This window comes from Hoeflea phototrophica DFL-43 (genome assembly GCF_000154705.2).
GTDB classification, from domain to species: Bacteria; Pseudomonadota; Alphaproteobacteria; order Rhizobiales; family Rhizobiaceae; genus Hoeflea; species Hoeflea phototrophica.
On the sequence record NZ_CM002917.1, the window covers coordinates 2,845,325 to 2,862,880 of the forward strand.

The 17,556-nt window shown below is 60.0% G+C and carries 19 protein-coding genes and 1 pseudogene; 5 read left to right on the plus strand and 15 right to left on the minus strand.

The annotated features are described in order from the left end of the window. Positions 1-45 precede the first annotated feature (45 nt). The 5 genes from pobA to HPDFL43_RS13515 all read left to right on the plus strand — a co-directional run bounded on the left by pobA (position 46) and on the right by HPDFL43_RS13515 (position 3,557). Positions 46-1,215, plus strand: coding sequence for a 4-hydroxybenzoate 3-monooxygenase (pobA, locus tag HPDFL43_RS13495; protein WP_007197916.1), 1,170 nt, complete (start codon positions 46-48; stop codon positions 1,213-1,215). A gap of 78 nt (positions 1,216-1,293) precedes the next feature. Beyond that, positions 1,294-1,674 (plus strand): 4-carboxymuconolactone decarboxylase, encoded by a 381-nt coding sequence (gene pcaC, locus HPDFL43_RS13500; RefSeq protein WP_007197917.1) that lies wholly within the window; start codon positions 1,294-1,296, stop codon positions 1,672-1,674. Next, entirely contained in the window at positions 1,671-2,396 is a 726-nt protein-coding gene (gene pcaH, locus HPDFL43_RS13505; protein ID WP_007197918.1) for a protocatechuate 3,4-dioxygenase subunit beta, read from the plus strand. The genes pcaC and pcaH overlap by 4 nt, the downstream gene beginning before the upstream one ends. Position 2,397: 1 nt before the next feature. Beyond that, the gene (pcaG, locus tag HPDFL43_RS13510; RefSeq protein ID WP_007197919.1) at positions 2,398-3,015 is read left to right on the plus strand and encodes a protocatechuate 3,4-dioxygenase subunit alpha; all 618 of its coding nucleotides are present in this window, start codon (positions 2,398-2,400) and stop codon (positions 3,013-3,015) included. Between the two features lie 116 nt (positions 3,016-3,131). Next, positions 3,132-3,557 carry an acyl-CoA thioesterase gene (locus HPDFL43_RS13515; RefSeq protein ID WP_007197920.1) on the plus strand — a complete coding sequence of 142 codons (426 nt, stop codon included), beginning with the start codon at positions 3,132-3,134 and terminating at the stop codon, positions 3,555-3,557. 5 nt (positions 3,558-3,562) lie between these two features. On the opposite strand, the pseudogene HPDFL43_RS21710 reads toward HPDFL43_RS13515, so the two are convergent. The 15 genes and pseudogenes from HPDFL43_RS21710 to HPDFL43_RS13585 form a co-directional block, all read right to left on the minus strand. After that, a pseudogene (locus HPDFL43_RS21710) lies at positions 3,563-3,857 on the minus strand (IS481 family transposase); the annotation flags it as partial. A gap of 16 nt (positions 3,858-3,873) precedes the next feature. Continuing rightward, on the minus strand, positions 3,874-4,716 hold the full coding sequence (gene kynA, locus HPDFL43_RS13520; protein WP_007197921.1) for a tryptophan 2,3-dioxygenase: 843 nt from the start codon (positions 4,714-4,716) through the stop codon (positions 3,874-3,876). Beyond that, the gene (kynU, locus tag HPDFL43_RS13525; protein ID WP_007197922.1) at positions 4,713-5,906 is read right to left on the minus strand and encodes a kynureninase; all 1,194 of its coding nucleotides are present in this window, start codon (positions 5,904-5,906) and stop codon (positions 4,713-4,715) included. The genes kynA and kynU overlap by 4 nt, the downstream gene beginning before the upstream one ends. 4 nt (positions 5,907-5,910) lie before the next feature. Then, entirely contained in the window at positions 5,911-6,321 is a 411-nt protein-coding gene (locus tag HPDFL43_RS13530; protein WP_007197923.1) for a RidA family protein, read from the minus strand. Between the two features lie 45 nt (positions 6,322-6,366). Beyond that, positions 6,367-7,995 carry an AMP-binding protein gene (locus HPDFL43_RS13535; protein ID WP_040450197.1) on the minus strand — a complete coding sequence of 543 codons (1,629 nt, stop codon included), beginning with the start codon at positions 7,993-7,995 and terminating at the stop codon, positions 6,367-6,369. Position 7,996: 1 nt separating this feature from the next. Next, the gene (locus tag HPDFL43_RS13540; protein ID WP_007197925.1) at positions 7,997-9,163 is read right to left on the minus strand and encodes an acyl-CoA dehydrogenase family protein; all 1,167 of its coding nucleotides are present in this window, start codon (positions 9,161-9,163) and stop codon (positions 7,997-7,999) included. Further along, positions 9,163-9,966 carry an enoyl-CoA hydratase family protein gene (locus HPDFL43_RS13545; protein WP_007197926.1) on the minus strand — a complete coding sequence of 268 codons (804 nt, stop codon included), beginning with the start codon at positions 9,964-9,966 and terminating at the stop codon, positions 9,163-9,165. The genes HPDFL43_RS13540 and HPDFL43_RS13545 overlap by 1 nt, the downstream gene beginning before the upstream one ends. Before the next feature lie 4 nt (positions 9,967-9,970). Further along, on the minus strand, positions 9,971-10,462 hold the full coding sequence (locus HPDFL43_RS13550; RefSeq protein ID WP_007197927.1) for a MarR family winged helix-turn-helix transcriptional regulator: 492 nt from the start codon (positions 10,460-10,462) through the stop codon (positions 9,971-9,973). Further along, positions 10,459-11,223 (minus strand): SDR family NAD(P)-dependent oxidoreductase, encoded by a 765-nt coding sequence (locus HPDFL43_RS13555; RefSeq protein WP_007197928.1) that lies wholly within the window; start codon positions 11,221-11,223, stop codon positions 10,459-10,461. Before HPDFL43_RS13555 ends, HPDFL43_RS13550 begins: the two co-directional genes overlap by 4 nt. A gap of 2 nt (positions 11,224-11,225) precedes the next feature. Continuing rightward, positions 11,226-13,520 carry a bifunctional salicylyl-CoA 5-hydroxylase/oxidoreductase gene (locus HPDFL43_RS13560; protein ID WP_040449234.1) on the minus strand — a complete coding sequence of 765 codons (2,295 nt, stop codon included), beginning with the start codon at positions 13,518-13,520 and terminating at the stop codon, positions 11,226-11,228. Between the two features lie 150 nt (positions 13,521-13,670). Next, positions 13,671-13,913 (minus strand): hypothetical protein, encoded by a 243-nt coding sequence (locus HPDFL43_RS13565; protein ID WP_007197930.1) that lies wholly within the window; start codon positions 13,911-13,913, stop codon positions 13,671-13,673. A gap of 78 nt (positions 13,914-13,991) precedes the next feature. Then, on the minus strand, positions 13,992-14,801 hold the full coding sequence (locus HPDFL43_RS13570; RefSeq protein ID WP_007197931.1) for an ATP-binding cassette domain-containing protein: 810 nt from the start codon (positions 14,799-14,801) through the stop codon (positions 13,992-13,994). Beyond that, on the minus strand, positions 14,791-15,669 hold the full coding sequence (locus HPDFL43_RS13575; RefSeq protein ID WP_007197932.1) for an ABC transporter ATP-binding protein: 879 nt from the start codon (positions 15,667-15,669) through the stop codon (positions 14,791-14,793). The genes HPDFL43_RS13570 and HPDFL43_RS13575 overlap by 11 nt, the downstream gene beginning before the upstream one ends. Beyond that, positions 15,666-16,517, minus strand: a complete 852-nt coding sequence (locus HPDFL43_RS13580; RefSeq protein WP_007197933.1) for an ABC transporter permease — start codon at positions 16,515-16,517, stop codon at positions 15,666-15,668. Before HPDFL43_RS13580 ends, HPDFL43_RS13575 begins: the two co-directional genes overlap by 4 nt. Next, on the minus strand, positions 16,510-17,550 hold the full coding sequence (locus HPDFL43_RS13585; RefSeq protein ID WP_007197934.1) for an ABC transporter permease: 1,041 nt from the start codon (positions 17,548-17,550) through the stop codon (positions 16,510-16,512). The genes HPDFL43_RS13580 and HPDFL43_RS13585 overlap by 8 nt, the downstream gene beginning before the upstream one ends. Positions 17,551-17,556 lie beyond the last annotated feature (6 nt).

The following is a 17,556-nucleotide window of genomic DNA, read 5'->3' on the forward strand; positions in this document are numbered from 1 at the left end:
TCATCACCAATATGTAAGCTCTGCGCTTGAGTTAGGGAGAGTGAATTGAAAACCCGGATCGTCATCATCGGCGGTGGGCCGTCCGGCCTGCTCCTGTCGCAATTGCTTCATAGCCGCGGCATCGACAGCATCGTGCTCGAGCGCAAGACCAAGGACTATGTTCTCAGCCGCATCCGCGCCGGCGTTCTCGAACGCGGCATCGTCAAGCTGATGGAAGAGGCAGGCTGCGCCGATCGGCTCCATGCCGAAGGCATTCCCCATGATGGCACGCTCGTGTCCTACGGTGACGAGATGTTCCGCATCGATTTCACCGAACTGACAGGAACACCGGTCATGGTCTATGGCCAGACCGAGGTCACCCGCGATCTTTACAAAGCGCGCGAGGCGGCCGGTGGCCGCATCGAGTTCGAAGTCGACTGTGTGGAAATCCACGGAACCGATGGCGATGCGCCGCATGTCACCTATACGGTCGACGGAGAGGCACGCCGGATTGATTGCGATTTCATCGCCGGCTGCGACGGCTTTCATGGCGTCAGCCGTCAGGCAATCCCACTCTCGGTCCGCACCGAGTATGAGAAAGTCTATCCTTTCGGCTGGCTCGGCATCTTGAGCGAAACGCCGCCGGTCAGCGAGGAGCTGATCTACGCCAATTCGAGCCGCGGTTTTGCACTATGCTCGATGCGCAATCCGCAGCTGAGCCGCTACTACATCCAGTGCTCCCTGTCGGACAGCGTGAACGACTGGACCGATGAAGCCTTCTGGCAGGAACTCAATCGCCGCATCCCCGCAAATGTGGCAGAAAAGCTTGTCACCGGCCCTTCAATCGAAAAGAGCATCGCGCCATTGCGGTCCTTCGTGACAGAGCCGATGCGCTGGGGAAAATTGTTCCTGTGTGGTGATGCCGCTCATATCGTGCCGCCCACCGGTGCCAAGGGCCTCAACACCGCCGCCTCAGACGTTCACTATCTTTATGAGGGCCTTTGCCAGTTCTACGAAACCGGCTCGAGCGACGGCATTGATCGCTATTCCGAAAAGGCGCTCAGCCGCGTCTGGAAGGCCGAGCGGTTCTCCTGGTGGTTCTCCTCGCTGCTGCACCGCTATCCGGACCAGTCGCCTTTCGATCTGAAAATGCAGATCGCGGAGCTAGAATTTTTGCGCTCCAACAAGGCGGCCCAAAAGGCGATGGCTGAAAACTATGTAGGATTGCCCTATTGATGGCATTTGGTCCAATGCCCAAACCCCAGGCCGTCAATCTCCGCCAGTCTGCGACCCCGAATACAAAGGAACCTGCCCATGTCTGAGCGTTTCGAAAAGGGAATGGCCACCCGCCGCGCGGTTTTGGGCGACGCCCATGTCGACCGTGCGGAACAGCAGAAGACGGATTTCGATCTGCCGTTCCAGACCATGATCACCGAAGGCGCCTGGGGCACACTCTGGTCCGATGAGACCATCAGCCACCGCGACCGCTCCATGCTGACCCTGGCTCTGCTTGCAGCCATCGGGAATTTCGAGGAGATTCCCATGCATATCCGCGCCACGGCAAACACCGGCGCCAGCAAGGACGATGTCATGCAAGCCTTCATGCATGTGGCCGTCTATGCTGGCGTGCCCAAGGCTAACCACGCCATCAAGCTGGCCAAGCAGACCTATTCCGAGATGGAGCAAAAGTCATGAGCAAGCCCGCAGAATACTATCAGCGTGACCGCAGCCGGCATCCCGTGGCTTACACGCCGGGCTACAAGACCTCTGTCGCCCGCTCCCCGCGCCTGGCCCTCATCAGCCTCGAACAATCCTCAAGCGAGATCACCGGACCGGCCTTTGGCCACAATGATCTGGGTCCGCTCGACCATGATCTGATCAAGAACTACGCCAAGGATGGGGATCCGATCGGCGAGCGCATCATTGTCCATGGCCGCGTGCTTGATGAAAACGCGCGCCCGGTGCCCAACACCCTGGTGGAGATCTGGCAGGCCAATGCCGGCGGACGCTACCGCCACAAGAAGGACACCTATCTCGCGCCGATCGATCCGAATTTCGGCGGCTGCGGACGCACTCTGACAGATGAAAACGGTTACTACTTCTTCCGCACCGTCAAACCGGGCGCCTATCCTTGGCGCAACCTGGTCAACAATTGGCGGCCCGCCCACATCCATGTCAGCGTGTTCGGCCACTCTTTCAGTCAGCGGCTGATCACCCAGCTCTATTTCGAAGGCGACCCGCTGATCCCGATCTGCCCGATTGTCCAGACGCTTCCCGACGCCGATGCGGTCGATCAACTGACTGCCAAGCTTGATCTTAACGCCACCATCCCGCTCGACAGCATCGCCTACAAGTTCGACATCGTGCTGCGCGGACGGCGTTCGACCCTGTTCGAAAACCGCCTGGAGGGAAACTGACATGCAAAAGCTCGATTACCTCAAGGAAACACCGTCCCAGACCGCGGGTCCCTATGTCCATATCGGCCTGGCCCCGGGCGCTGCAGGCTTCGATATATACGACCACGAACTGGGCTGGGACATCGCCGGCCCGAACGCCAGGGGAGAGCGGATCCGGATTGAAGGACTGGTCATCGATGGCACCGGCAGCCCGATCAAGGATGTGCTGCTGGAGGCCTGGCAGGCCAATTCCGAAGGCAATTTTGCCCATCCGGAAGGCGGCGGCCCGGTCGAAGACGGATTTTGCGGCTGGGGCCGTGTGATCACCGATTTCGGCACCGGCGAATGGGCTTTCGAGACCATAAAGCCCGGGCCTGTCCCGGGCCGGAACGGCAAGATCCAGGCGCCGCATATCAGTCTCTGGATCGTCGCACGCGGCATCAATGTCGGGCTCAACACCCGGGCCTATTTCGATGATGAAACAGAGGCCAATGCCGCCGATCCGGTGCTCAACACCATCGAATGGGAAAACCGCCGGCCAACGCTGATCGCCAAACGCTCCGAGCGCGACGGCAAGCCGGTCTACCGCTTCGACATCCGCATTCAGGGAGACGGCGAAACCGTGTTCTTCGACATCTGAAGCCGCGTTTGTCAGGAACCGGGCAGGCTCAAGACCGCCCAAGCACATCCCCAAGGAGTTGCCTCATCGCGTAGCACATGCGAAACCTGCGATGCGTTTCAGAGTCAGGGGGGATCATGACTGTCAGCTACACCACCGATCGCATGCTGCATTTTGGCGATTGCGATATCTCCGGCACGGCCTACTACCCGGCCTACCTCAATCTGCTCAATGGCGTGATCGAGGAATTCTGGTCGGCCATCGGCTATCCGTGGCATGAAATCATCTGGAAGGAGCGCTGGGGCACGCCCACCGTTCATCTGACCTGCGATTTTTCCAAGCCGTCCTTCTTCGGAGACAGGCTCACCTTCGAGCTGACCGTGACCAAGGTCGGCAAATCCTCGATGACGGTGGAACACAAGGTGCTTTGCGGCGACGAGCACCGCTGGTCCGGAAAGCAGGTTCTGGCCGCAAGCTGGCTCGACAAGCACACCTCGATGCCATGGCCCGACGATGTCCGCGCAAAGCTGCTCTCGTTTCTCCCCGAACAACCCAGCGCTTGAACATCCCGCCGCAGAATTTGTGAAACCGTTGCATCAGACATCCTGCCGTCGTGATAACGCGCCGAGTACCAAACGATCCACTTTGGGCGCACGTGGTATTTGCGACGAATATAAAGCGCCAGTTCCTCGCGCGGAGACAGCATCTTATTTGCGCTCAGGCGTCGTGCTGTTGGCGGAATGTTTGGGGAAGAATGGCGCATTGGTCAGGCCAGCCTCTCCGCACTCTGAATAGGCCTTGCGCCAACGGTAGAAACTGGCGCGGCCAATCCCAAAACACCGACAGATTTTCGCAAATTGGCCACTCCGACCGCAAAGCTTACAATTCGGTGCGCACCCGCCACAGTTCCGGAAACAGTTCCACCTCGAGCATCCGCTTGAGATAGCTGGTCCCGCCCGTGCCGCCGGTTCCGCGCTTGAGCCCGATCACCCGCTCCACGGTGGTGACGTGATTGAAGCGCCAGCGCCGGAAGTAGTCCTCAAGGTCCACCAGCTTCTCAGCCACCTCGTAAAGCGCCCAGTGCTCTTCGGGCGCCTCATAGACCTGCTTCCATCCGGCGATCACGCCTTCGCTCAGTTCATGCGTATGCTGGACATCGCGCGACAGCACCGCTTCAGGCATGTCGACGCCGCGCCGTTTGGCGAGACGCAGCGCTTCGTCGTAGAGGCTTGGCTTTGTCAGCTCGTCTTCCAGTTTCGCAAGGATGCCCGGAACATGCGCATGCGGCCGGATCATTGCGTGGTTGCGGTTGCCCAGCGCATACTCAATCATGCGATACTGCCAGGACTGGAACCCGGAAGACTGACCGAGCTTCCGCCGGAAATGCGTGTAGTCCGCAGGTGTCATGGTGCGAAGCACGTCCCAGGCCGAATTGAGCTGTTCAAAAATCCGCGAGACCCGCGCGAGCGTCTTCATGGCGGGCTGCAACTGGTCGCTCTGGATCGCAGCCCGGGCGGCACCGATCTCATGGATCGCGAGCTTCATCCACAACTCAGACGTCTGGTGCTGAATGATGAAAAGCATTTCATCATGCGCATCGGTGCGCGGGTTCTGCGCGCCCAGCACACCCTCAAGGCATAGGTAATCGCCGTAGGACATGCGACCATCGAAATCCATCGCAGCACCCTCTGTCGATGGATCGTAATTGCGTTCTTCGCTCATGTGACTGCCTTACGCGTCTTGAACTGCGGCTGATCCCATTCCCTGCTGGCAATGATCTCGCTCAGCACCGCAGCGGCACGGCTTACATCTTCGCCCGTGTTGTAGAGAGGGCAGAAGCCAAAACGCATGATATCAGGCGCACGGAAATCCCCGATCACGCCGCGGGCAATCAGTGCCTGCATTGCTGCATAGCCCTCTTCGAAGCGGAACGACACCTGGCTGCCTCGCGCGTGTGGATCGCGCGGACTGGCAAGCTCGACCTGCTTGCAGCTCGCCTCGACCTCCGCAATAAACTGCTCCGAGAGCTCAATCGACCGGGCGCGGATATCGGCCATGTCAACGCCATCAAAAGCATCCAGCGCCGCGTCGAGCACCGCCATTTGCAGAACCGGCGGAGTTCCAACCCGCATCCGGCTGATCCCCTCGCCGGGGCGATAATCGAGATCGAAGGCAAAGGGAGCCGCATGCCCAAGCCAGCCCGACAATGCGGGACGAACCTGATCGATCAGGTCGGGCCTGACATAGATGAAGGCCGGCGCGCCGGGACCGCCATTGAGATATTTGTAGGTGCAGCCAACCGCGAAATCCGCGTTGCAAGCGGCAAGATCCACCGGCAGCGCGCCGGCGGAATGGGCCAGGTCCCAGATCATCAGCGCTCCGGCCTCATGTGCCTTGCGGGTGATCGCCGCCATATCGTGCAGCCGCCCGGTGCGGTAGTCGACATGGGTCAGCATTACCACTGCAACGCTCTCGTCAATCGCATCCTCGACAGCCTCCGGGTCCACAACCTTGAGATCATGCCCTTGCCCCAAGCTGTCAATCAGTCCTTTCGCCATGTACAGATCGGTCGGGAAATTGCCATTGTCCGAGAGCACTCTCTTGCGCCCAGGCCGGAGTTCCAGCGCCGAAGCCACCGCCTGGTAGACCTTGATCGACAGCGTGTCCCCCACCACCGTGCTGTCCACCGGCGCGCCGATAAGGCGTCCGATACGGTCGCCAAGGCGACCAGGCAGCGCCATCCAATCGGCCTTGTTCCACCCCATGATCAACATCTCGCCCCACTGGTCGGTCATGGTCCGGCGGGTCTGATCAACCGCATGTTTGGGCAACGGCCCCAGCGAATTGCCATCCAGATAGGTGATGCCCTCGGGCAGGTTAAACATGTCGCGCCGTGTCTCGAATGCGCTCATGGCCTCAAGCCTCCTTGGCCGATTTGCCGATCTCAGCCGTGGCCTCGATCTCGACCAGCGCCGCATCTTCGATCAATCCGGCAACGACAACCACTGACATTGACGGGAAATGCCGCCCCAGAACCCGGCGATAGGCAGCGCCCACCTCTTTCTGACGGGCCAGATATTCTTTCTTGTCGGTGATGAACCAGGTCAGCCGGACGATATCGGTCACCTCACCGCCAGCCGAGCGCACGATTGCCGCGATGTTGGCAAGCGTTTGCTCCAATTGGCCGACAAAATCATGGTGCTCGAACACCTGATCCTTGTTCCAGCCAATCTGGCCGCCCGTGTAGAGGCGCTCGCCGTCGACCAGCATGCCGTTGGCATAGCCCTTTGGCTTTTCCCAGTCCGGCGGGTTGACTGCTTCGATCATGAATATTGGTCCTTGTGTTGCTCTGGTTCGCCGACGAAACAGCGGTCAGCCCGCGTCGTCGCTGCGCAAACGAAATCGCTGGATCTTGCCAGTCTGGGTTTTGGGAAGTGCGTCGGTGAAGATCACCGAGCGGGGATATTTGTAGGGCGCGATAACTGCCTTGACGTGGTCCTGCAAGCGCTTGATAGCAGCTTCGTCGGGCACAATGCCCGCTTTGAGAACCACATGCGCCTGCACGATCTGCCCGCGCGCCTCATCGGGGACACCGATGACGCCACATTCGACCACATCATCATGGGCAAGCAGCGCCGCCTCGACCTCGGGGCCTGCGATGTTGTAGCCGGCGGAAATGATCATGTCGTCGCTGCGCGCGGCAAAATGAAAAAATCCGTCTTCGTCCTGGGTGAAGGAATCTCCCGTGAGGTTCCAGCCATCGCGGACATATTTCTGCTGCTGCTCCGGATCGTCGAGATAGCGGCAGCCGGTCGGCCCGCGCACCGCCAGACGGCCAACCTGACCGCGCTCGACCTCGTTCATCTCGCCATCGACAATGCGGGCTTCATATCCCGTGACCGGCTTGCCGGTGCAGGCTGGCTGCGCGGTCTCAAACCGGTTGGAGATGAAGATGTGCAGCATTTCGGTGGCACCGATCCCATCAAGCATCGGCTTGCCGGTCTTTGCCATCCACTGCTCGTAAACCGGACCCGGCAAGGTTTCACCCGCCGACACCGCTGCACGCAAGGACGACAGGTCTGCCCCCTCCTCCATCGCCGCAAGCATGGCTCGATAAGCAGTTGGAGCGGTAAAGCAGACGGTGGCTTTGTGGTTCTGGATGATCTCGACCATATTGGCCGGAGTTGCCTGTTCGAGAAGGGCCGCAGCCGCACCGAACCGCAGGGGAAAGATCGCAAGCCCGCCAAGTCCGAAGGTGAACGCCAGTGGGGGCGAGCCGATGAAAACGTCCTCGGGCGTCACGCCAAGAACTTCCTTCGCATAGCCATCAGCGATCATCAGCATGTCGCGGTGAAAATGCATCGTCGCCTTGGGTTTTCCGGTGGTGCCTGATGTGAACCCCAGGAGCGCGACATCATCGCGACCGGTCTTTACCGTCTCGAAACGAACGGGCTTGGACAGAGCCAACCGGTCGAGCTCGGCATCATGATTGGCTGTGCCGTCGAACCCGACCACCTTGTCGAGGAACCTGCTTTCCTTGGCGCAGGCAACCATTTCATCCATCAGCCTGGTGTCGCACAGTGCCAGCGTAATCTCCGCCTTGTCGACGATCTTGCCAAGCTCCACGGCGCGCAGCATCGGCATGGTGTTGACCACCACGGCTCCGGCCTTGGTCGCCGCCAGCCAGGCTGCCACCATGGCCGGATTGTTGGCCGAGCGGATCAGGATCCGGTTGCCCGGTTTGACGCCATAGTCCTCGACCAGCACATGGGCGATCCGGTTGGTCCAGTCGGTGAGTTCCTTGTAGGTCCTGATCCGGCCATTGCCGATCAGCGCTGTATGATCGCCAAAGCCCTTCGCAACCATGGCATCGGTCAGCTCATAACCGCAATTGAGCCATTCGGGATAATCGAAGCCATCGAGCAAAAACTCCGGCCACTGCTCCCTCGGAGGCAGCCTGTCGCGCGAGAATGTATCGATATGGCCCGATGGTCCCAGCACGTCAGTCTCCTTTGGCATTGGCCAGTGTCTGCCTGGCAATCACGACTTTCTGGACGTCAGATGCGCCCTCATAGATCCGGAGCGCCCGGATCTCGCGGTACAGGCTCTCGACGATGTGACCCTTGCGCACGCCGTCGCCGCCATGCAGTTGCACGGCCTTGTCAATCACATCCTGGGCGTGGTCGGTGGCATAGAGCTTGGCCATCGCCGCCTCGCGGCTGACCCGCGGCGCACCCTGATCCTTGAGCCAGGCGGCCCGGTAGACCAACAGCGCGGAAGCATCGACATCCAGCGCCATTTCGGCAATATGCCCCTGCACCATCTGCAGATCGCTCATCGGCGCGCCAAACAATTCACGCTCCGACACCCGGGCGAGGCTCTCGTCCAGCGCCCGCCTGGCAAAGCCCAGCGCGGCTGCGGCTACCGTCGAGCGAAACACATCCAGCACCGACATCGCAATGCGGAACCCGGCACCAGGCGCGCCGATCATCGCCGAGGCTGGAATACGGCAATCGGCGAAGCGGAGCCGCGCCAGCGGATGCGGCGCAACCACATCAAGCCGTTCGGCAATCTCCAGCCCTGGCGTATCCGCAGGAACGATAAACACAGACAGTCCCTTGGCGCCCGGCGCTTCGCCTGTGCGGGCAAAGACCGTGTAGACATCGGCGATACCGCCATTGGAGATCCATGTTTTCTCGCCGTTGAGAACATAGCCATCGCCATCTCGCGTCGCTGTCATCGCCATGTTGGCGACATCGGACCCTGAAGCGGGCTCGCTCAAGGCAAATGCCGACAAGGCCTTGCCTTCACGTGTCTGCGACAGCCATTCCAATTTCTGCTCTGCCGTCCCGAACAGCGAGATTGCGCCAGTCCCAAGCCCCTGCATGGCAAAGGCAAAATCTGCCAGCCCGTCGTGCCGCGCCAGCGTTTCGCGCAGAATGCACAGACTGCGCACATCGATGCGCGAGGTGTCGTCCATTGGATCGACGGCTGTCAGACGAAGCCAGCCGGCATCACCCAGCGCCGAAACCAGCGTCTTGCAGGTGGTGTCGAGATTGGAGTGATCAATATCGCCAAGCGTACAGGCCGCCCAATCATCGGCGCGATCAGCGATATCCCGGTGAACATCGTCAAAGAATGGCCATTGAAGAAAACTGCGATCCGCCATCAGTTGCCCTCAAACACGGGTTTCTGTTTGGCCGCGAAGGCTTCATAGGCGCGGCGGAAATCCTCGGTCTGCATGCAGATTGCCTGCGCCTGGGCTTCTGCTTCAATCGCCTGCTCAATCCCCATGTTCCATTCCTGGGCGAGCATGGTCTTGGTCATCATGTTGGCGAAGGTCGGGCCGTCGGCCAGCCTTTGGGCGAGCTTGCGTGCTTCGGCCTCGAGGTCATCAGCACCAACGAGCCTGTTGTAAAACCCCCAGCGCTCGCCCTCTTCAGCACCCATCGTCCGGCCGGTGTAAAGCAAATCCGCCGCCCGGCCCTGGCCAATGATCCGCGGAAGGATGGCGCAAGCACCCATGTCGCACCCCGCAAGGCCCACGCGATTGAACAGGAATGCGGTCTTGGCTTCCGGTGTGGCAATGCGCAGATCGCTTGACATGGCGATGATGGCGCCTGCACCAACGCAGATTCCATCAACTGCAGCAATGACCGGCTTGCCGCATCCGATGATGGCCTTGATCAGATCGCCGGTCATGCGGGTGAATTCCAAAAGCCCCTTCATGTCCTTGTCGAGAAGCGGCCCGATAATCTCGAACACATCCCCACCCGAGCAAAAATTACCGCCATTGGATCCGAAGATCACAACCTTCACATCGTCGCGATAGACGAGGGCACGAAACCAGTCGCGCAACTCGGCATAGCTTTCAAAGGTCAAAGGGTTCTTGCGTTCGGGCCGGTCGAGCGAAACCTCGGCGATACCGTCGGCCAGGTTGAGGCGGAAGTGCTGGGGTGTTTCAGACGTCATCCGATCAGCCCCCTTTCCGACCGCTCTTGCTGGCAATTCGCTCTAGCTGGTCGGACATCCCCTGGATGTCTCCAACGTCAACGTCCCCGAGCATGGCATCGACCCATTCCTCATGCTTCGCGGCCATTGTGGCAAATTGTTCACGCCCTGCCTGGGTCAGCCGTACCGTGGTGGCGCGGCGGTCGTTGTCGACGGGCACGCGGATGATTATCCCATCCTCGACCAGGCGGTCGACGATGCCGGTGACGTTGCCATTTGAAACCCTCAGCACACTCGACAATTCGCTCATCTTGAGCCCGGCCTCGGCGCGATAGAGTGCCGCCATTACATCGAAGCGTGGCAGTGTGGTGTCGAACTCGGTGCGCAGGGATTCACGCAGTTCCCCTTCCACATGCTTCGTCGCCTTCAGCAGCTTGAGCCAAAGCCGCAGCCGCGCCTTGGACGCTGCCGGATCAGCTGAGCTGTTTTTGCTGGTTTGCACGGCCTGGTTGTTCATTGTGTTTCCCCTCCTGATAGCGAGATCGCCTGCCCGGTCATCGAAGCTGCCGCATCACTGGATAGCCAGATCGCGGTTTCGGCGATCTCCTCCGGCTGAATGAAGCGGTCTTGCGGATTGACGCTGCGCAACGAGGCTTCGGCCTCCTCCCGGCTGCGTCCGGTTTTCTCAACGATGTTGTCAATGGATTTTGCAAGCATCGGTGTCTCGGTGAATCCGGGACAAATGGCGTTCACTGTCACCCCGGTGCGGGCGAGCTCTTGGCCGAGACTGCGCACCAGACCGACCACTCCATGCTTGGCTGCGCAATAGCCGCTGACATAGCTGTAGCCCTTCAGACCTGCGGTCGAGGCAACGGCGATCAGCCTGCCTGGAGTTTTTGGATTCATTTTGGCAAGACAGACCTGAAAAGTATTGAAAACACCTGTCAAATTGACATCAACCATAGCCTGAAACTGGTCGGCGCTTGTGCGCAGGAAAGGCGCGCTCTCTGCCGATCCGGCATTGGCGATCACAATGGTCGGTGCCCCGTTTTTCTCCACGGCCTGGGCGATTGCAACCTCGAGGCCGGCATGGTCTGTGACGTCGCCGCAGACAGCGAATATCCTGTCAGACTGCACTGCCACCGCTTCAAGCGGTGCAAGCCGCCGCCCCAGCGCCGTGACCCGCGCGCCCTTCAGCGCAAAGGCCAGGGCAATGGCTTCGCCGGCACCAGATCCGGCGCCCGTCACAACCACGTGCTGCCCGATCATGTCCGCCATGATTACACCTTTTCCAATGTGGCATCGGCACGTTCAGCCAGCCGCCACATCTGGTCCCGGCCAGGATGATAGGGAGCAGGCCACGCCTCGTCGCGATCACCCAGCGTGCTCGCCGCATGCAACGTCCAGTAGGGGTTGGCGAGATGCGGCCTAGCAAGGCAAACCAGGTCGGCCCGGCCCGCCATCAGGATCGAATTGACGTGATCCGGCTCATAGATATTGCCCACAGCCATGGTTGCCATTTCCGCCTCGTTGCGGATCCGGTCGGCAAACGGGGTCTGGAACATACGCCCGTAAACCGGCTTCGCCTGCTTTGAGGTCTGACCTGCAGACACGTCGCAAATATCGACCCCCGCATGCTTGAGCATAAGCGCGATCTCGACAGCCTCCTGCGGGGTGACACCATCGTCACCGACCCAGTCATTGGCCGAAATGCGCACCGCGATCGGCTTGTGCTGCGGCCAGACTTCACGCATCGCCTTGTAGACCTCCAGCGGATAGCGCATCCGGTTTTCAAGGCTGCCGCCATACTCATCCGTGCGGTGGTTGGTCAGCGGCGTAATGAAAGACGACAACAGATAGCCGTGCGCCATGTGAACTTCGATCATGTCAAACCCGGCCCGGTCGGCCATCTCGGCTGCAGCGACAAATTGCGCCCGCACCAGATCCATGTCCTCAAGCGTCATCGCCTTGGGCACCTGATTGTCCTTTGACCAGGCCACATCAGACGCAGCCAGCAGAGGCCAATTGCCAGATTTGAGCGGCGCATCCATGATTTCCCAGCCAAGCTGTGTCGATCCCTTGGCGCCCGCATGGCCGATCTGCATACAGACCTTGGCCTCACTCTCGCTGTGAATGAAATCAACCATCCGCTTCCAGGCAACCTCGTGCTCGGGAGCATAGAGGCCCGGACATCCGGGCGTGATCCGGCCTTCCGCCGAAACGCAGGTCATCTCGGTGTAGACAAGGCCGGCACCACCCTTTGCGCGCTCGCCGTAATGCACCAGATGCCAATCGGTCGGACAGCCGTCCACAGCCTTGTACTGCGCCATGGGCGACACCACGATGCGGTTCTTGAGCTCCATCTCACGCAATTTGTATGGCGCGAACATCGGCCGCCTGACCGGCGCATTGCCGGGCACGCCTGCCTGCATCTGGAACCAGCGCTCGGCACCTTCCAGCCATTCAGGATCGCGCAGGCGCAGGTTTTCATGGCTTATGCGCTGCGATCGGGTGAGAAGCGAGTAATTGAACTGCACCGGATCGAGATCGAGATAGCGCTCCACCTCTTCGAACCATTCGAGGCTGTTGCGTGCCGCCGACTGCAGCCGGAGAACCTCGAGACGGCGTTCGTCCTCATATTTCGCAAAGGCGGATTCGAGCGTCGGTTCGGAATGGAGATAGTTCGCCAGCGCGATCGCACTTTCGAGCGCCAGCTTGGTGCCTGAACCAATCGAAAAATGCGCAGTCGCTGCGGCATCACCCATGAGCACGATGTTGTCATAGCTCCAGCGCTCGCACAGCACCCGCGGGAACTTGATCCAGGCCGAACCCCGGATGTGGTTGGCATTTGTCATCAGGCTGTGACCGCCCAGATGCTCGGCAAAAACCTTCTCGCACACGGCGATGGTCTCCTGCTGGCTCATCTCGCCAAAACCGAAATTGTCAAAAGTCTCCGGGGTGCATTCCACGATGAAGGTCGCGGTCTCATCGTCAAATTGATAGGCGTGAGCCCAGAGCCAACCCTTGTCCGTTTCCTCAAAGATGAAGGTGAAGGCATCGTCGAACTTCTGATGCGTGCCCAGCCAGACGAATTCGCATTTGCGAACATCGACTTCCGGCTTGAACTTGTCGGCCATTTCGGTTCGGGTGAGTGAGTTCAAGCCGTCCGAGGCGACAACCAGATCATAGTCCTTGGCATAGTCACTGGCTTTGCCGAACTGGGTTTCAAAGCGCAGTTCGACTCCGAGTTCTCGGGCACGTTCCTGCAGCAGCAGGAGTAGCTTTTTCCGGCCAATGCCGCAAAATCCGTGACCGGTCGACACGGTTTTGGACCCTTTGAAAAGAACGGCAATGTCGTCCCAATAGGCAAAATGCCCACGGATAGCAGCAGCGCTCTCCACATCGTTCTCGGCGAGATTGTCGAGCGTTTCGTCTGAGAGCACTACACCCCAGCCGAAGGTGTCGTCGGCACGATTGCGTTCGATAACCACCACCTCATGCGAGGGGTCGCGAAGCTTCATCGAGATCGCAAAATAGAGACCGGCTGGGCCACCACCCAAACAAACGATTTTCATCTTCCGCGCCTCCTGAGTGATTTCCGTATAACCTAACCTTACGCTCGATGGATATTATTTCAAGCATAAAATGTTTACGTCACAAGAAACCCACAGGCTCACACTGCGGCAGTCTTTCCGGTTCTCATCACCGGCTGCCGGCCCGTGCCATCAGACGAACTTCGACGACGCGCCAAGAACCTTGGTGGGGCGCAAGATACCATCTTGTGTGGTCATGAAGCCGGGCGAGCAGCGCAGGATCGCCCCGCACGCATCATTCGTTGATCCCCAGCACCGCGCAAATTCCCCAAACACCGCATTGAAGGCCTTCGCCTTTCCGGGATACTGACCGGTCGAGTGATAGAGCAGATAGCCCGATCCATCTTCGCCGGTCGGACTGCCTGTTGCTGACATTATGGCCTGCTCAGACAGGTGAGGTCCTGTTTTTATTGCCGCCATATCATGAGAAAGCGGCGAAGGAAGTCGCGCCGCCTACCAGTTTGCCTGGTCCGGGTCCGGCAGCGGAATGGCGTCCATCAGTTCACGGGTATAGTCCGATTTCGGTGACGCAAAAAGTTCGTCCGTATTTGCAAATTCTGCGATCTCTCCCCGGTTGAGCACCATCACCCGGTCGCAGAGCCGCCGGATCACCGACAGATCGTGGCTGATGAACGCAAGCGTCAGCCCCAGTTCCTTGACCAGCGATCCGAGCACATTGAGCACCTGCGCCTGCGACGATACATCCAGCCCGGACACGATCTCGTCTGCCAGAATAAATTCCGGCTTCAGCGCAATTGCGCGCGCAATGCCGACCCTCTGGCGCTGCCCGCCCGACAGCTCGTGCGGATAGCGGCTCTTGAACGAGCGCGGCAGACCGACATGATCAAGCGCGTCATCAATCCGGCCGTCAATTCCGTCGAAGCCATGCAGGGCGAGCGGATCGGCGATGATCGCCCCCACCCGGCGGCGGGGATTGAGCGATGACATCGGGTCCTGAAAGATCATCTGCATCTGCCGCCGGATCGGCCTGAGCTCGTCCTCGCCAAGATGGGTGATGTCCCGGCCGTCAAACCGGATTGTTCCGTTTGTCGGTTCGATCAGCCGCAAGAGCGCCCGGCCAAGCGTCGATTTGCCAGACCCCGAACCGCCGACGATCCCAAGCACAGTACCCCGGGTGATTTCCAGATTGATCCCCTTCAGAATAGAGATCAACGGGGCGCGTCCGAAAACCGGTTTCGCCGCCATGTCGGGCAGCGCCACTTCCAGTGACGCGATCGAAAAAATACTGTCGTCAAGCGCCATGACGCCACTCCCGGTCAGCAGCCAGAACTTCCGCACTCACCTGCTCAATCACCGCCTCGTCCACCGGAACCAGCGACGCATCCGGATCGGTGTATTTCGGCGTCGCGGCCAGCAAAGCCCGCGAATAGGCGTGCTTCGGCTCCTTGAAAAAATCCGGAACGGTCGAACTCTCGACGATCATGCCACCATACAGCACCGACATCCGCTGGCAAACCTTGGACACAACACCAAGATCGTGGGTGACGAACACCATTGCGGTGGAATGACGTTGCTGCAGCTCGCGGATCAGGCGCAGGATCTGCTTCTGAACCGTGACATCCAGCGCCGTGGTCGGCTCGTCCGCTATCACCAGCTTCGGATTGGCTGCAAAGGCCGAGGCGATCAGAACCCGCTGGCGCATGCCGCCCGAAAGCTCGTGCGGATAGCTGCGCATCACCCGCTCTGGATTGTCGATATGCACCTCGTCGAGCAGTTCCAGCGCCCGCACCCGCGCATCGGACCTGGTCCAGCCCAGAATATCGACAAGCCGGTTGGTGACCTGCGGCTCGATCCGCCGTGAGGGGTTGAGAGCCGTCAACGGATCCTGCGGAATCAGCGCCGCCGTGGCGCCGATAAACCGCCGCCGGTCGGCAGGCCGCATCTTCTCGAGATTCTGGCCGTCAAGCACGATGCTTCCCTCGACAATCTCGATTGCCATCGGAAGAATGCCAAGGATTGCCTTGCCGATCATGCTTTTGCCGGCCCCGCTCTCGCCCACGAGCCCAAGCACTTCACCGGTATCGATGGACAGCGAGACCGAGCGCAGCACTCGCTGCTCAAAGCCCGCCAACATGCACGACAGATTATCGACTGTCAGAAACCCACTCATCGCAGCACCGGATCGTAACGGTCCTTGAGACCCTCGCCAAACTGGCTGAAGGACAGAACAGTGAGAAACAGGACACCCAGCGGAAAGGCGAGCACCCACCAGGCCTGGTAGATCGAGGTCCGCCCCTCGGCGATCATTCCGCCCCAGGTCGGCGCGTCGGTTGAAATCGACAGGTTCACGAAGGACAGGATCGCCTCGACGATCACCGCGATGCCCATCTCCAGCGTCAGCAACGCCACGATGGTCGGCAGGACATTGGGCAGGATCTCGCGCCACAGGATATCCATCCGCGGCCGCCCGGCCACCACCGCGCTTGACACATAATCCATCGCCGACTGGTTCATTGCCTCGGCGCGCACCACCCGGCAGAACCGGGTCCAGTCAATCACCACGATCGCGATGATGATCGAGGTCAACCCGGTGCCCAGAACCGCAATCAGCAAAATGGCGAACAGCACCGGCGGAAACGCCATCCAGATCTCGACCAGCCGCGAGATCACGACATCGACCCAGCCGCGCATATAGCCGGCGAGCAGCCCAAGCAGGGAGCCGACAAGCGCCGTCGCAAGACCTGCCACCAGCGCCACCGAAAACGCGATACGCGCGCCATGCATGATGCGCGAGAGCACATCGCGCCCCAGGCTGTCGGTGCCGAGCAGGTAGGCCGGATCGGCCCCATCGACCCAGAAAGGCGGCAGCCGCCCGGCAAAAAGATCCTGCGCCAGCGGATCATGCGGGCTGATCAAAGGCGCAAACAGCGCCAGCAGTGCCATCAGGCCAAGCCAAAGGCCTGACATCCACAAACGCGCGCCTGCGCGCCGTTTGACTGCTCCGCGGCCATCAAGCATGGCGCAGCCTCGGATTGAGCAGCGCATAGGTCATGTCGACGATCAGATTGATCACCGTGAACAGCAGCGCAAACATGATGACGATACCCTGAATCAGGGGCAGATCCCGGTTGATCACGGCGTCAATCGCCATGTTGCCGAGCCCCTCGTAAGAAAACAGCCGCTCGATGATCACCGTGCCCCCGATCAGGAAGGTGAACTGCACCCCGATCAGCGTCAGCGTTGGCAATACCGCATTGGGCAGCGCTTCCGAGACGATGACATGATTTTCACCGTAGCCCTTTGTCCGCGACAGCGTGACATAATCGAGATGCATGGTTTCCTTGAGCGATTGCTTGAGCAACTGGCTGATGATGGCGGCCAGCGGAATCGCCAGCGCCAAGGCCGGCATGAACATATGCTTGAGCAAATCCCACCAGAGATCGAAGCGCAGCCGGAACAGGCTTTCAAACACATAGAATTGGGTGACGAAGGGCAGGTCCAGCGACGGCGAGATCCGGCCCGAGATATGAAAAACTGGCATCAGCACGCCAAACAGAACGATCAGGATCAGCGCCCAGAGGAAATCCGGAATCGAAAGCCCCACACCATTGGCCACATCGATCGCCGTTTCGGTCCGCGTCGCCCGGTAGCGAACGCCAGCCAGCGCCATCGTACCGCCGATCACCACTGCAATCACAAGCGCGAAAATGGCCAGTTCCAGCGTCGCCGGCAGCCGCCCCAGCACCAGCGGCATCACCGGCTGGCGCAGCGAGATAGACGTGCCGAAGTCACCCTGGAAAACGCCACTCAGCCAGATCACGAATTGCTCGAAGATCGATTTGTCCAGACCATAAAGCGCCGTAAGCCTGGCGATGTCATCGTCCGTGGCACCGGGCGGCAACATCATCGCAATCGGATTGCCCGGCACCACGCGAATGACGAAAAACACCACGATCGCAGCCCCGATCAGGGTCACGGACATGGTCGCCAAGCGCAGCAGGATTGCACGCAACAATTTCAAAACAAATGCTTCCTGAAATGCGGCCGCCATCCTTTA

What these genes read in the sequence shown, in the direction of transcription:
- HPDFL43_RS13555 (WP_007197928.1), bottom strand. Translation starts at nt 11,223, where the DNA reads ATGGCGGACATGATCGGGCAGCACGTGGTTGTGACGGGCGCCGGATCT.
- kynU (WP_007197922.1), bottom strand. Translation starts at nt 5,906, where the DNA reads ATGAGCGCATTCGAGACACGGCGCGACATGTTTAACCTGCCCGAGGGC.
- HPDFL43_RS13575 (WP_007197932.1), bottom strand. Translation starts at nt 15,669, where the DNA reads ATGAGTGGGTTTCTGACAGTCGATAATCTGTCGTGCATGTTGGCGGGC.
- pcaG (WP_007197919.1), top strand. Translation starts at nt 2,398, where the DNA reads ATGCAAAAGCTCGATTACCTCAAGGAAACACCGTCCCAGACCGCGGGT.
- HPDFL43_RS13515 (WP_007197920.1), top strand. Translation starts at nt 3,132, where the DNA reads ATGACTGTCAGCTACACCACCGATCGCATGCTGCATTTTGGCGATTGC.
- HPDFL43_RS13560 (WP_040449234.1), bottom strand. Translation starts at nt 13,520, where the DNA reads ATGAAAATCGTTTGTTTGGGTGGTGGCCCAGCCGGTCTCTATTTTGCG.
- HPDFL43_RS13570 (WP_007197931.1), bottom strand. Translation starts at nt 14,801, where the DNA reads ATGGCGCTTGACGACAGTATTTTTTCGATCGCGTCACTGGAAGTGGCG.
- kynA (WP_007197921.1), bottom strand. Translation starts at nt 4,716, where the DNA reads ATGAGCGAAGAACGCAATTACGATCCATCGACAGAGGGTGCTGCGATG.
- HPDFL43_RS13530 (WP_007197923.1), bottom strand. Translation starts at nt 6,321, where the DNA reads ATGATCGAAGCAGTCAACCCGCCGGACTGGGAAAAGCCAAAGGGCTAT.
- HPDFL43_RS13550 (WP_007197927.1), bottom strand. Translation starts at nt 10,462, where the DNA reads ATGAACAACCAGGCCGTGCAAACCAGCAAAAACAGCTCAGCTGATCCG.
- HPDFL43_RS13585 (WP_007197934.1), bottom strand. Translation starts at nt 17,550, where the DNA reads ATGGCGGCCGCATTTCAGGAAGCATTTGTTTTGAAATTGTTGCGTGCA.
- HPDFL43_RS13540 (WP_007197925.1), bottom strand. Translation starts at nt 9,163, where the DNA reads ATGGCGGATCGCAGTTTTCTTCAATGGCCATTCTTTGACGATGTTCAC.
- HPDFL43_RS13545 (WP_007197926.1), bottom strand. Translation starts at nt 9,966, where the DNA reads ATGACGTCTGAAACACCCCAGCACTTCCGCCTCAACCTGGCCGACGGT.
- pcaH (WP_007197918.1), top strand. Translation starts at nt 1,671, where the DNA reads ATGAGCAAGCCCGCAGAATACTATCAGCGTGACCGCAGCCGGCATCCC.
- HPDFL43_RS13580 (WP_007197933.1), bottom strand. Translation starts at nt 16,517, where the DNA reads ATGCTTGATGGCCGCGGAGCAGTCAAACGGCGCGCAGGCGCGCGTTTG.
- pcaC (WP_007197917.1), top strand. Translation starts at nt 1,294, where the DNA reads ATGTCTGAGCGTTTCGAAAAGGGAATGGCCACCCGCCGCGCGGTTTTG.
- HPDFL43_RS13565 (WP_007197930.1), bottom strand. Translation starts at nt 13,913, where the DNA reads ATGTCAGCAACAGGCAGTCCGACCGGCGAAGATGGATCGGGCTATCTG.